The organism is Campylobacter lari subsp. lari, assembly GCF_013372185.1.
Lineage (GTDB): Bacteria > Campylobacterota > Campylobacteria > Campylobacterales > Campylobacteraceae > Campylobacter_D > Campylobacter_D lari.
This window is the reverse complement of record NZ_CP053830.1, coordinates 397,739-411,402: the sequence shown is the minus strand read 5'-3', so window position 1 is coordinate 411,402 and position 13,664 is coordinate 397,739. Positions and strand designations below refer to the sequence as shown.

The window sequence follows — 13,664 nt, the reverse complement described above, 5'->3', positions numbered from 1 at the left end:
TTTTGATTAGTCAAGTTTTACAGGACCATTACTTGCGTGAGATTGTAAAAATCTTAAAATTCTATCTTTTTCTGCATCAGTAATTTTTGCAAAACCTTGCATAGCAGACAAGTATGCATCCCATTCTTCCATTAAATGTTCTTTTGGCTTATGCGCTGCATGACAACTTGTACAAGTATCATAATAAGTTAATTCTATCTCATCCCAAGCAAGAATTTCTTGATCGGTTAAATCTTTACTTTCAACTAAAAATTCCATTTCATTGCTTGCATTTTTAGCATCTAAAGTAAGCAAAAGATAAATTCCATCTTTTGTATAAGCAAGGCTTTTTGGATTTGACTCCACAACCTCACCTTTAACTTTAATCAAAGAGTACCCACCCTCTTCTTTTATAAGCTCTACTTTAGAGCCTTCATAAATTTGTCCTACCACTTTTTTGTTAGCACTATCTAAAAGATCTACTTTTTCATTAAAAATAAACATATCTTTAGCAAATAAAGCACTAGCTAAAAAAGTCAATACTAATATAATTTTCTTCATTATTAAGCTCCTATAATTTCTGGCGGTGTAGTTGAATTATAAGGTTTTATAACTTCTTTTAGCTTTTTAATACCCACTAGACAAGTATTTACGCTAGTTGCTTGAGCCATAGTTGAAGTTGGTCTTGAGCTTGTTAAAACATTTACATGACCTGCATTACATCTTGGCTTGCTATCGCTTACATCTTCAGGGTCATACCAAGCACCCTCTTGGATACTAATAACCCCTTCCATGATATTATCTGTTACAAAAGCCCCTGCTAAAAGTGATCCACGATCATTATATACTTCTACAACTTCTCCGTGTGTAATGCCAAGTTTTTTAGCATCATTTGTATTAATCACCACAGGCTCTCTACCTTGAATTTTATACAAATCTCTCACCCAAGTATTATCAAGCTGAGAATGCACTCTATATCTTGGATGTGGACTTAACAAATGGAAAGGATATTTTTTAACTAATTTTTCATTACCTAACCACTCAGCTGGTTCAAACCAAGTCGGATGTGCTTTAAAATCTTCTAAATTATATTTTTCAAATTTTGGTGAATAAATTTGAATTTTTCCACTTTCTGTTGCAAGTTTATTTGCTATAGGATCGGCTCTAAATTCAGAGTGTCTTACAAAGCTATAAGCTTCTTTTGGAGCTTCAAAATGAATAAATCCTTGTTTCCAAAAATCAGCAAATTCCATATAATAAGGACAATCACTTCTGCCATAAAATCCTTCAAGCCACTGCTCTTTTGTTTTATTTCCGGTGAATTTTTTATGCTCTCTTTCACCTATTCTTTTTGCTAATTCTTCAAAAATATCATAATCATTTCTACTTTCAAAATAAGGCTCAATTACTTTTTTCATAGCATAAACATAATCTTGAGAATAAGAACCACCAAAACTAATATCATCTCTTTCTAAGGTAGTTGTTGATGGTAATACAATGTCAGCCATTTTTGCCATAGAAGTCCACCAAGGCTCATGCACGATTAGTGTATCAAGAGTTCTTAGTGCTTTGATAAGTTCATTTGTATCTGGATGATGACCTAATACAGAAGCACCTACTACATACATAAGTTTGATTTTTGGATAGGTGATTTCTTTACCTTTAAATTTAACTGTTTTACCTGGATTTAATATTGCTTCTGAAATTCTACTTGCAGGGATATTGGTGTCAAGATTATTTTTACCTTGTGGTAAGCCTACTGGTAATCTTACACCTGAAAATGCTTGTCCACCACCTGAATAATGCATTGAAAAACCAAATCCGCCACCAGGCAAACCCACTTGACCTATCATAGAAGCTAAAACCATTAAAGTCCAATCAGCTTGTTCGCCATGGTGCGCTCTTTGCATAGCCCAGTTACCTGCTAAGAAGGTTCTATTTTTTACAAAAGTATCTGCTAAGCTTGTGATAACTTTTTCTTCAACACCAGTGATAATTGCAGCCCAAGCTGGAGTTTTATCAATACCATCAGTTTTTCCAAGCAAATAAGGTAAGAATTTGTCAAAACCATCAGTATATTTTTCAATGAATTTTTTATCGTATTTTCCACTTTTATATAAATAATTCATCATACCAAGCATTAAAGCTACATCGGTATTTGGACGAATTTTAATCCACTGGGCATTTAAAATCTCTGCAGTTTGAGTGTATTGAGGATCAATGCTAATAAATTTGATATTTGATTTGCTGTATTTTTTATAATACTCATCATTTCCACGATTTGCAACTTTAAAGTCAATTTGGTTGCATTTATAAAGATCAGCTCCCCATAAAACATAAACTTGGGTATTTTCCAAAATAACCTCATGAGAAGTTTGTAAAGAATAAACTTCTAAATCCCCTATTATACTAGCATTTACTTTACCAGCAGCTCCATTGCTATACTCCCCATCGGTTCCTATGTGACCGCCTAAAGCAGTATTAAAAAATCTTCCTGCTACTGAATTACAATTATGCAATAAGCCTACATGCCCCCAAGCACCATAACTAGCGTTGAATAAATTTTCAATTGGTGTTTCTTGTAATTTTTGCAATACAAGTTCTAAAGCTTTTTCCCAGCTCACTCTTACAAAAGGCTCTTTGCCTCTTAGTTTAGGCTTTTTTTTACCTTCTAAAAAACTTTTTCTAACACAAGGATACTTTACTCTAGTATCTGAATATGTTCTATCAATAATTGCATCAGTAATAATAGAAGGATGTTTATCGGATTTTTGAGGAGTAATTTTTACAATCTTACCTTCTGAATTTACATCTGCGTAAAAAGCACCAAAGTGAGTAGCATGAGGAATTTTTTTAACATCATAAAATTTAGTTCCCTCACTTGCTGCTAATAAAGGATTAACGCTAGCTATAGCTGAACTTGCTGCTAAACCTTTTAGAAATTTTCTTCTTGTTAGACTCATAAAATATCCTTTTTTTAACAAAATGAATATTATAAGAATACCCAAATAAGCTTAGTTTTAATTAAACCTCTATACTCCAAAAGAATTTTATCCACTCTTTAGCTTCTTTAACACAAAATTCAGGTATTAGCAAGGCTGATGGCTTATAAAACACACTAGCAACTTTTAATTCTAAATGAGGATATTTTTCCATTAATACCCTTTTTATTTCTATCATGGTTTCACCGCTATCTATAATATCATCTACCAAAAGAATTTTCTTATATGAACTAAGATCTGGGATATTAAAGATTTTAATAGTATCTAATTTTTGAGTATCTTCATAATGAATTGAATTTAAAGAAAATAAATTTCTATTTCCCATACCTTCTGCCAAAAAATGACCCAAAGTCATACCACCTCTTGCAATGGCAAGTAAAACATCGGGGTTAAATTCCTCTTTTATTTTACGCGTAAAAGGAATAATTTCTTTTTGAAATTCTTCATAAGCATAATAATACATAATCACTTCCTATAAAAATTGTAATAAAAATACTAGCAATGAAATCGCACTTAATACAATAATACCAAGATTGATTTTATCAAATTCTTTTTGCATGATACGCATAAATAAATACGCAATAAAACCAAAAGCAAAACCTGTGGTAATAGAATAAGTTAGTGGCATCATAATAATAATAAAAAATGCACTCACTGCTATGGATTTATCTTTGAAATTTATGTTTGCAACTTCCATAAACATCAAAACACCAACCAAAACTAAAACAGGATAGATAGAATTTGCTGGAATTGCCTTAAATACAGGAAGCAAAAACAAAGTAAAAATAAAACAAATTGCTGTAACTAAAGCTGTAAGTCCTGTTCTTCCACCTGCTTCAACTCCAGCTGAACTTTCTATAAATGCAGTAACGGTTGAAGTTCCAACTACAGAACCCAAAGCAGAACTTGCTGCATCAGCGCCTAAGGTTTTTCCTAATTTTTTCTCGCCTAATTTTGGATCATCAAAAATTTTACCCCTTGAACCAACTCCTGTGATAGTTCCTACGCTATCAAAAAGTTGAGTAACAAAAAAAGTTAAAATCACAGGTATCATGCTAAGCTCTAAAGCTCCCATGATATCAAGCTGACCAAAAATAGCACTCAAGCCATTTTCTCCGCTAATTACTGGCAAAGAAAAAATTTGCTCTGGAAAGCTTGCGCCATTTATACCAAAAATCCAAGCGCACAATGCGCTAACAAAAACAGCTAATATAAATGCAGCTTTAATTTTCCAAGCCCAAAAAATAAAAACTAAAAATAAACCAAATAAACCAAATAAAACATTAGAGCTTGAAAAATCGCCCAAACCTACCAAAGTCGCTTCATTTTTACTTATAACACCCATTTGAGATAAGCCAATAAAAGCTATAAAAACTCCAATACCTGCTGAAATAGCTTTTCTTAAATCACTAGGTATGCTTTTAATAACCCAAATTCTAAAATTTGTAAAAGAAAGTAAAGTAAAAATCATACCTGATAAAAATACCGCACCAAGTGCTGTTTGCCATGGAACTTGATAAGTATTACAAACACTAAAGGTAAAATAAGCATTCAAACCCATACCAACGCTCATTGCAACTGGGGTATTAGAAAAAAATGCATTGATAGTTGTAGCTATAATGGTCACCAAAGCTGTTGCGACTATCAAGGCTTCTAAAGGCATACCAGAATTGCTCATTATATTGGCATTTACTGGTATAATATAAATCATCGCTAAAAAAGTAGCAATTCCTGCATAAATTTCAGTTTTTACATCGCTATTGTGTTCTTTAAGTTTAAAAAAATTCATTCTCGCCCTTAATAAGTTTTTAATTCATTATACAAACTATCTCGCTCTATGGCGATATAACCTGAGCTTTGTATCATTTGTATAAAGGTATTTAAATTTAAGCCATTTGAGCTTTTTGCTCCACCTGCACTTTGTATGCTTTCTTTTTCTATAGTACCATCTAAATCATTTGCGCCAAAATCTTGCGCTACCATGGCTAAATTTATCCCCATAGTTGCCCAATAAGCTTTGATATTTTTAATATTATCAAGCACGATTCTTGCAATGGCTAAGGTTTTTAAAATTTCTATAGAGCCTAGTGGTTTTTTGCCTGTTATAAAGCTATTATCTTGTTGCCAAACTAGTGGAATAAAAGCGTTAAAACCTTTGGTTTGATCTTGAAGATTTCTTAATCTTATCATATGATTAATTCTATGTTTTCTTTCTTCTATATGCCCAAAAAGCATAGTAGCATTGCTTAATCTTCCTTTTTCATGCCAAAGTTGATGAATTTTTAGCCAATTTTGGCTACTTACTTTACCATGACAAATTTTTTTTCTAATTTCTTCATCAAAAATTTCAGCCCCACCACCTGGCATAGAATCAACGCCATATTCAAGCATTTTATCTATCACTTCTTCATAACTCATATTAAAAGTTCTACTTAAAAAATCAACCTCAGCAGCAGTTAGAGCTTTAATATGCAAAAATGGATATTTTTGCTTAATCATTTTAAAAATTTCTAAATACCACTGCCATGAGGTATTTTTATTATGAGCTGAAACAATATGAATTTCTTTGGTGTCTCTTAAAACCGTCTCATCAACTATTTTCATGATTTCTTCATGAGTCATAGTGTAAGGATTTGGATTTTTTCTATGAGCTGAAAAAGCACAAAATTTACAAGTATCAGCGCATATATTGGTTGGATTTATATGGCGATTTACATTAAAATAAACCTTTTTTCCATGTAAATTTGTGCGAATTTTTTGAGCATATTTTCCAAGAGTAAAAAGATCTAAATCCCAAAGCTTGTTAGCTTCTTCTTCGTTTAATCTTTCTTGATTTTCTAGTTTTTCTATAATTGTTTGCATATTCTTACCATTTTTTAAATTTAAACTACAATTATAATTTTAACTTACTTAAAATTTAATACAAAGTATTTTTGGTATGATACTAGTAAAATTAAATAAGGATTATTATCAAGTTATGGATATACAAAAAATTCAAAAATTAAAAAATTCTTTAAAAGATTATGAAGCTTATTGCTCTAGACTTTTTTTAAAACAAGGCTCGTTTAGTTTTTACCACTCTAAAGAAATTGATCGTTTTATAGAAGATGTTTACGAGCTTGTTTTAAATGATTTTTTTGATGATTATTTTCCACATAATGATAAATTTCCTTTTTGTATTATCGCCATTAAACAATATGCTAAAATGAATTTAAGTATAAAAGAAAATGTTGATTTATTACTTATTTATAAAGATATAAAAGCTTATAATATCAAGCCTTTAATGAAAGCATTTATTACTTCTTTAAATGATATTAATCTAAATATCAATTATCAAATTTGTGAAATAAATGGACTTTATAATATAGCCAAAAATGAGCTAAAACAAAATATTTTACAATATCGTTATATTTGCGGATCTAAAATTTTATTCAAACAAATCAAAGAAAAAATTTCTCAAGCTCAAGATGAGCTAAAAGAAGAATTTGCTTTAAAAATCTTGCAAGAATTTAACCCTTATCATCAACCTTTAATCAAGCAAGAATTTGACATTAATAAAAATTTTGGTGGTTTAGATGAGCAACTTGATATAGAAAATTTAAGTATATTATTTAAAGATTCTCCTAAAAATTATATGCTTAATTTTATCAACGAAAAAGAATTAAGTGAATTTAAACTTGCAAGTGATTTTTTATTTTCACTTAAATGCGCAATGAATCTTTTAGAAGGTAAAAACACTAACTTGTTTTTAATACAAAATTCACAAGAACTTGCTAACTTAATGCAAAAAAAAGAAAAGAAAAATTTAGATCTTAAATCCATACTTATTCAAAAAGCTATGCAATGTATGCAAACTTGTGGAATTTACACACAATTTTTAGCAAGGTGTATCCAAGAAAAACACTATAAAGATAATGAACTTTATGAAACACAAGATAGCTCTTTTACTTATTCTAATAAAAGTGAAAACCTAAATTTGATATTAAATCAGCTTTTAAAATTAGATGATAAAAATTATAATTTTGATATCAAACTCATTTTCGCATTAAAAAGAGCAGAAAACAAAGATGAAAATTTAGAATTATTCAAGAAAATTTTAGAAAGAAAGCATTCTTTTGCTCTTTTAAAACTTCTTGCTGATGCTAATATTTTAAAAGATTTTTGCAAACCTCTTACTCAAAGCAAATTCTTGCTTGAAGAAGAAGGTGTTTATAGTGCATTAGATAGAGCATTACTTTGCTTAAAATACTTTGAAGAAAAAGATTATAACTTTGATGAAAATACACTTTTAATAATAAAACTCACCATACTTTTAAGTGCTATTCATGAAGAAAATGAAATTTCTTTAGCAAATATTTATAGGGCTTATGTAGGAAAATTCCAAGTTGATAATGAACTTTTAGATTTTGGCTTAAGATTATATAAAAATTTTAATGCTTTTAAAGATATTATAGAAAAAGAAGATATTTATAATTCTACTATTGTTTTAAATTTTATTTCCAAATTAAATGATATAAATACCTTAAAAACCTTACATCTTTTATCTTTTTGCAATGCTAAAGCTTTAGGCATAGAAAATCATTTTTATTATAAAAGTTTAGAAAGATTATTTCAAAATGCACTCGAAGGCTTTGAGGATGAGAATTTAATTGATGAGAGTCAAAGAAGAGTAAAAAAAGAACAAACTCTAAAAAGAAGCAAGGCTTTTTTAGATCTTGATGAGCAAACTCAAAATAATATCACTCATATTAAATCCAATCTCTTTTTTATAAAAAATAGTTTTGAAAAAATCATCAAAATAACGCAAATTGCACAAAAAGAAAATTTTATTTTTTGGCTTGATAATCAAGATAATTTTACCCTAGAACTTATCATGAATAGAAAAAATAATCTTGAAAATATACTCAATACTTTGAGTTCTTTAAATTTAATCTTTATGAGTTTCTTTGAATTATTTGATGAAAAAGTTTATTTGAAATTTGAATATTCAGATATAGTAAGCGATACTCAAAAGCAAAGTTTAGAAAATTTACTAAATTCTAAATTACATTTAAAAGTACAAAAAAAAGCAAAAAAACCAAACATTAAAAAAGATGAATTAAAATTAGATATGAATTATTCCAAAAGCTACGCCAAAATAACTTTAAACACAAAAGATCAAAAAGGTTTGATGGCTTATGTGATGGATGTGCTTGTAAGATATGATATTATCTTAAGTGCAGCAAAAATTCAAACTATAAAAGAAAGAACGCGAAATGTTTTGATTTTGCATAAAAATGAAAGCTTGCAAGATCATAAAGATCAAATTCTTAAATCACTAATAAGCGAGTAAAAGATGTGCGGAATAGTAGGTTATATAGGAACCAAAGAAAAGAAAAAAATCATATTAGAAGGCTTAAAAGAGCTTGAGTATAGAGGCTATGATAGCGCTGGTATAGCAGTGATGAAAGATGGGGAGTTAGACTTTTTTAAAGCGGTTGGGAAATTAGAAAATTTAGCCAATAAAACAGCACAATTTCACAGCGATGGCTTTGGACTTGCTATAGGTCATACGCGTTGGGCAACTCATGGAAAACCAACTGAAATAAACGCTCATCCGCATTTAGGCGAGTACTCTTGTGTAATACATAATGGAATCATAGAAAATTACCAAGAATTAAAAACAAAACTCACACAAGAAGGTATTAATTTTCTAAGTCAAACTGACACTGAAGTTATTGTACATTTATTTGAATACTATGCAAGTAATTTCGAACCATTTGAAGCTTTTAAAAAGACTATAGCTGAACTAAAAGGCGCTTTTGCAATCTTGCTTGTAAGTAAAAAAGATCCTAGTACTATTTATTTTGCTAAAAATGCTGTGCCACTCATCATCGGAAAAAATGGTGATGAAAATGAATATTATTTTGCATCAAGTGATGCGCCTTTAGTTTCTTTAGTGGATAAAGTAGCTTATCTTGAAGATGGAGATTATGGTTATGTTAATTTAAATGAATGCAAAATTTGTCATGAGCAAGCTTGCATACAACCTACTTTTGTGGCTTTAAGTCAAGATAAAAGTTATGCTCAAAAAGATGGTTATAGATTTTTCATGGAAAAAGAAATTTATGAGCAAAGTAGAGTTTTAGGCGAAGTTTTAATGGGACGCTTGCAAGGTGAGCAGATTGTTTTTGAAGATATAGATGAAACTCTTTTACAAAACATAGACAAAATAACACTTTGTGCTTGTGGCACAAGTTATCATGCAGCATTAAGCGGGGCTTATTTGCTAGAAAGACTTGCTAAAGTTAAAACCAAAGTTGAAGTAGCAAGTGAATTTAGATACAGAGAGGCTATTATAGGCAAAAATACTCTTTTTGTAGTGATTTCACAAAGTGGGGAAACTGCTGATACACTTGAAGCTTTAAAAATAGCAAAAGCACAAGGAGTTAAAACTTTAGCAATATGTAATGTGGATAATTCTAATATCGTGCGTTTGGCTGATATATCATTACTTACTAGAGCGGGCATTGAAAAAGGTGTGGCTTCAACTAAAGCTTTTGCCACTCAAGTGGCAACTTTATGGATGCTTGCAATCTATCTTGCACAAAAAGCAAATTTAGATATGAGCAAAGAAATCAAAGCTCTAAGAAGCTTACCAAGTATAGTTAAAGTTGAGCAAAACTTGCATGAAAAAGTACACAGAATTTCAAAAAGATACCTACATGGCCATGGCTTTTTCTTTATAGGAAGAGATGTATTTTATCCACTAGCATTAGAAGGGGCTTTAAAATTAAAAGAAATTTCATACTTGCATGCTGAAGGATATCCAGCAGGTGAAATGAAACATGGGCCTATTGCTCTAGCAGATAGCGAACTTTTTACCGTTGCACTAATGCCACAAAATTGCCTTTATGAAAAAACCAAATCAAATGTAGAAGAATTAGCTGCAAGGGATTCTACCTTACTTGCTATTTCTCCACTTGATTTTGACTTAAGCGATGATTTTATAAGAACTTCAAAACAAGAGCACTATATGTGTGAATTTTTTGAAATGATGGTGATCTTACAGCTTCTTGCTTTAGAAGTTTCTATAAGACTTGGCAATGATGTAGATATGCCAAGAAATTTAGCAAAAAGTGTTACTGTAGAATAAATATTTTGTGTAGTTTTGAAAAAACTACACTTTTTTAAAAAATTTTATAAATACTTCTTAAATTATAAGCAAACTTTAGGGTTTATTTGGTTTAAATATCATATCTTATTTTATTACAAGGAAAAGCCATGGAATATAGAATCGAACACGATACTATGGGAGAGATTAAAGTTCCTAATGATAAATATTGGGGTGCACAAACTGAAAGAAGTTTTGAAAATTTTAAAATTGGTTGTGAAAAAATGCCAAAAGTTTTAATTTATGCTTTTGCAAATCTTAAAAAATCTTTGGCTTTAGTTAATAATAAACTTGGCAAATTAGACGATGCTAAAAAAAATGCTATTGTGCAAGCTTGCGATGAGATTGTAGCAGGAAAATTTGATGATAACTTCCCACTAGCAATATGGCAAACAGGTTCAGGCACACAAAGCAATATGAATATGAATGAAGTTATAGCAAATCGCGCTACTGAAATTATGGGTGGAGATTTTAGAAAAGAAAAACTTGTTCACCCAAATGATCATGTAAATATGAGCCAAAGCTCAAATGATACTTTTCCAACTGCCATGAGCATAGTTTCAGTAGAACAAGTAGAAAAAAAACTTATCCCTGCTCTAGATGAGCTTATTGCAACTTTTGAAAAAAAAGTAAAAGAATTTGAAGGGATCATTAAAATAGGAAGAACTCATCTTCAAGATGCTACACCACTTACTCTAGCTCAAGAATTTAGTGGATATTTATCTATGTTGCTTCATTCAAAAGAGCAAATCATCGCTTCTTTACCTACTTTAAGAGAGCTTGCAATAGGTGGAACAGCTGTTGGTACAGGATTAAACGCCCATCCAGAACTTAGTGAAAAAGTAAGCGAAGAATTAAGCAAGCTAATAGGTACTAAATTTGTGTCAAGTCCAAATAAATTCCATGCACTAACAAGCCATGATGCAATTAATTTTACCCATGGAGCTATGAAAGGTTTAGCTGCAAATTTAATGAAAATAGCAAATGATATTAGATGGCTAGCAAGTGGTCCTAGATGTGGTCTTGGAGAGTTAAACATACCTGAGAATGAACCAGGAAGTTCTATCATGCCAGGTAAGGTTAATCCTACTCAGTGTGAAGCCTTAACTATGGTTGCAGTACAAGTTATGGGAAATGATGCAGCAATTGGTTTTGCAGCAAGCCAAGGAAATTTCGAGCTTAATGTTTTTAAACCTGTGATTATTTATAACTTCTTGCAAAGCCTTGATTTATTGGCTGATGCTATGCATTCATTTAATATCCACTGTGCTGTTGGTATAGAGCCAAATAAAGAAAAAATAGATCATAATTTACATAATTCTTTAATGCTAGTAACTGCATTAAATCCACACATTGGTTATGAAAATGCAGCTAAAGTAGCAAAAAATGCCCATAAAAAAGGCATTTCTTTAAAAGAAAGCGCTATGGAACTTGGCTTAGTAAGCGAGGAAGACTTTGCTAAATTTGTAGATCCTACAAAAATGATAGGGCCAAAAAAATAATCAAAAGACTAGGAATAACCCTAGTCTTTTCTTAAGAGTTAGCATGATTTATGAAAATGATTATTTATTTATAGAAAAAGAAAATTCTCAAATTCCTTGGGTGAAAATTTTTACTAAAGAAAATTACAGAGAATTAAGTGATTGTCCAACCTTTTTACAAAATATGCTTTTTCAGTATGTTTTAGCTTGCGAATTAAGCCTTAGAGAGCATTATAACCCAGAAAAAATCAACATAGCTTCCTTTGCAAACTATGTACCAAGAGTGCATTTTCATGTTATGGCGCGTTTTAAAGAAGATGCTTTTTTTCCTGAATGTATGTGGGGAAAACAACAAAGAGAAGTAAGGGATTTAAATTTACCAGACTTTGAGGGATTTAAATTAATTTTGCTCAAAGAAATAAACAATATCCATGTTTAAAAATTTTATTAATTCTACTCATATAGCCTTAAAAAATCATCCATTTGGTGCAATTTGCTACTTATGTTTTTGGTTTTTTATAGGATTTTTTTATGATTCGTATCAATGTAGCGATTTTTTATTTTTAACTCTTTTTATTATTTTTTGTGAAACATTTTTTAAAGCAAAAGAAAATTTAACACAGACTTATAAAAGTATAACAAATTTTTGGATTTTATTTTTTGGGCTAATTTTCTATATAATTTTGCACTTTATTTTCAAACAAGATGAAGATTATTTGCTATTTTACACTCAAAATACTCTTTATATATCTTTAGCACTAACACTTATATCTTTAATATGTGCAAGAAAATTATACGATTTTAACAATTTTCATTATTTTTTAGCAGCGCTTTTTTTCAGTATAAGCTTTTGGCTTATTCTAGGTTTATTTATATTAATTTTTTATACTTCATTTTGCTTTTTATTTGATATTTCTTCATCTAATCTAAACACTACCATTGTGTCTTTTTGGGTTTTTAGTGCAGGTTTTTTCTCTTTATTTTTGCTTGGAAATTTTACATCTTATAAATTTAAAAAAATTTTTATATTTATACTTAATATTTTTAGCATTTTATATATTATTATGCTTTTTAGTTATACTATTGGTGTTCTTTTTAACTTTTTAGAAAATCTTAGTATCGTTCATTTGTGTCTTTGGTTTGGAGTTTTTTTATTATTTAATTTTTGGATAAATTTATCTTTTTATAAAATTAAAAAAATTATTTTTTATATTTTTCTTGTGTTTTTAATATTTTTAACAAGTTTTGTATTTTATGCTATTATAATTAGAATTACACAATATGGATTTACACCTGAACGCTTAGCTGTATTAACTTTTAATTTATGGCTTTTAATTTCAAGTTTTTTAAGCGTATTTAAACAAAATGAAGCACCTAAGTATTCTTTTTACATACTAGCAATAATATCTTTATTTTTAGGTTTTTTTGCTAACCATATAAGTATATATTCTCAAAAATATCAATTAGAAAAACTAGAAAAAATTATACAAGAAAAAAAACTAGAACTTGACTATTCTAAAAGCAAACAATACTATAATCAAATAAAAGATATTAAAAATACTATACATAATTTAGATAAAAATTATGATAAATCTTATAGTTTTGATGAATTTTTAAAGGCAAATAATTTAAATCATTTAAAAAATCAAGCAAAACTTTCCAATCCTAATCTTTCTATATATAAAAATTTTAATCCTGAATACTTAAAATTAAAAAAAGACTATGATGAAGTATTATTTAATTTCACTAATAAAAGTAATTTTAAATACTCAATGAAAATACAAGATAATATTTTATACTTTTACTTACAAGAACAAGAAATTTTAAAAATTATAGATTTTGATAAAACTTTAAAAACCTATCAAAAAAATTCTCAACTAGATTATGAGCTTTACAATAGCTCTACTATAACTTTTATACCTTTAATGTTTAACATAGATGCAAGGGGAAATGTAACAAAATTTAAAACTCATATTTTTATAAAAAATACCAAATAAAAAATATTTAATATTTTGGTTTAAAATTTAGAAAAATTTTTAAAAAGGTACA

The 13,664-nt window shown here is 29.2% G+C and carries 10 protein-coding genes; 5 read left to right on the top strand and 5 right to left on the bottom strand.

The features are described from left to right. Nucleotides 1-6 precede the first annotated feature (6 nt). The 5 genes from CLLT_RS02180 to mqnE all read right to left on the bottom strand — a co-directional run bounded on the left by CLLT_RS02180 (nucleotide 7) and on the right by mqnE (nucleotide 5,843). Nucleotides 7-540 (bottom strand): SH3 domain-containing protein, encoded by a 534-nt coding sequence (locus CLLT_RS02180; protein ID WP_012661172.1) that lies wholly within the window; start codon nucleotides 538-540, stop codon nucleotides 7-9. A 2-nt stretch (nucleotides 541-542) separates the two neighbouring features. Further along, a complete protein-coding gene (locus CLLT_RS02175) occupies nucleotides 543-2,942 on the bottom strand; it encodes a molybdopterin-dependent oxidoreductase (RefSeq protein ID WP_074692575.1) in 2,400 nt (799 codons plus the stop codon). A gap of 61 nt (nucleotides 2,943-3,003) precedes the next feature. Continuing rightward, on the bottom strand, nucleotides 3,004-3,444 hold the full coding sequence (locus CLLT_RS02170; protein ID WP_074692576.1) for a phosphoribosyltransferase: 441 nt from the start codon (nucleotides 3,442-3,444) through the stop codon (nucleotides 3,004-3,006). 9 nt (nucleotides 3,445-3,453) lie between these two features. Next, on the bottom strand, nucleotides 3,454-4,770 hold the full coding sequence (locus CLLT_RS02165; RefSeq protein ID WP_074692578.1) for an NCS2 family permease: 1,317 nt from the start codon (nucleotides 4,768-4,770) through the stop codon (nucleotides 3,454-3,456). A gap of 8 nt (nucleotides 4,771-4,778) precedes the next feature. Beyond that, nucleotides 4,779-5,843, bottom strand: coding sequence for an aminofutalosine synthase MqnE (gene mqnE / locus CLLT_RS02160; RefSeq protein ID WP_074692580.1), 1,065 nt, complete (start codon nucleotides 5,841-5,843; stop codon nucleotides 4,779-4,781). 115 nt (nucleotides 5,844-5,958) lie between these two features. On the opposite strand from mqnE, the gene CLLT_RS02155 reads away from it, so the two are divergent. From CLLT_RS02155 to CLLT_RS02135, 5 genes are all read left to right on the top strand, one after another. Continuing rightward, on the top strand, nucleotides 5,959-8,313 hold the full coding sequence (locus CLLT_RS02155; RefSeq protein WP_074692581.1) for a hypothetical protein: 2,355 nt from the start codon (nucleotides 5,959-5,961) through the stop codon (nucleotides 8,311-8,313). A 3-nt stretch (nucleotides 8,314-8,316) separates the two neighbouring features. Continuing rightward, nucleotides 8,317-10,116 (top strand): glutamine--fructose-6-phosphate transaminase (isomerizing), encoded by a 1,800-nt coding sequence (gene glmS, locus CLLT_RS02150; protein WP_074692583.1) that lies wholly within the window; start codon nucleotides 8,317-8,319, stop codon nucleotides 10,114-10,116. 128 nt (nucleotides 10,117-10,244) lie between these two features. Then, the gene (gene fumC / locus CLLT_RS02145; protein WP_012661165.1) at nucleotides 10,245-11,636 is read left to right on the top strand and encodes a class II fumarate hydratase; all 1,392 of its coding nucleotides are present in this window, start codon (nucleotides 10,245-10,247) and stop codon (nucleotides 11,634-11,636) included. Nucleotides 11,637-11,679: 43 nt separating this feature from the next. Then, on the top strand, nucleotides 11,680-12,054 hold the full coding sequence (locus CLLT_RS02140) for an HIT domain-containing protein (protein WP_012661164.1): 375 nt from the start codon (nucleotides 11,680-11,682) through the stop codon (nucleotides 12,052-12,054). Then, nucleotides 12,047-13,612, top strand: a complete 1,566-nt coding sequence (locus CLLT_RS02135) for a DUF4153 domain-containing protein (RefSeq protein ID WP_012661163.1) — start codon at nucleotides 12,047-12,049, stop codon at nucleotides 13,610-13,612. The genes CLLT_RS02140 and CLLT_RS02135 overlap by 8 nt, the downstream gene beginning before the upstream one ends. The last annotated feature ends 52 nt before the right edge of the window (nucleotides 13,613-13,664 follow it).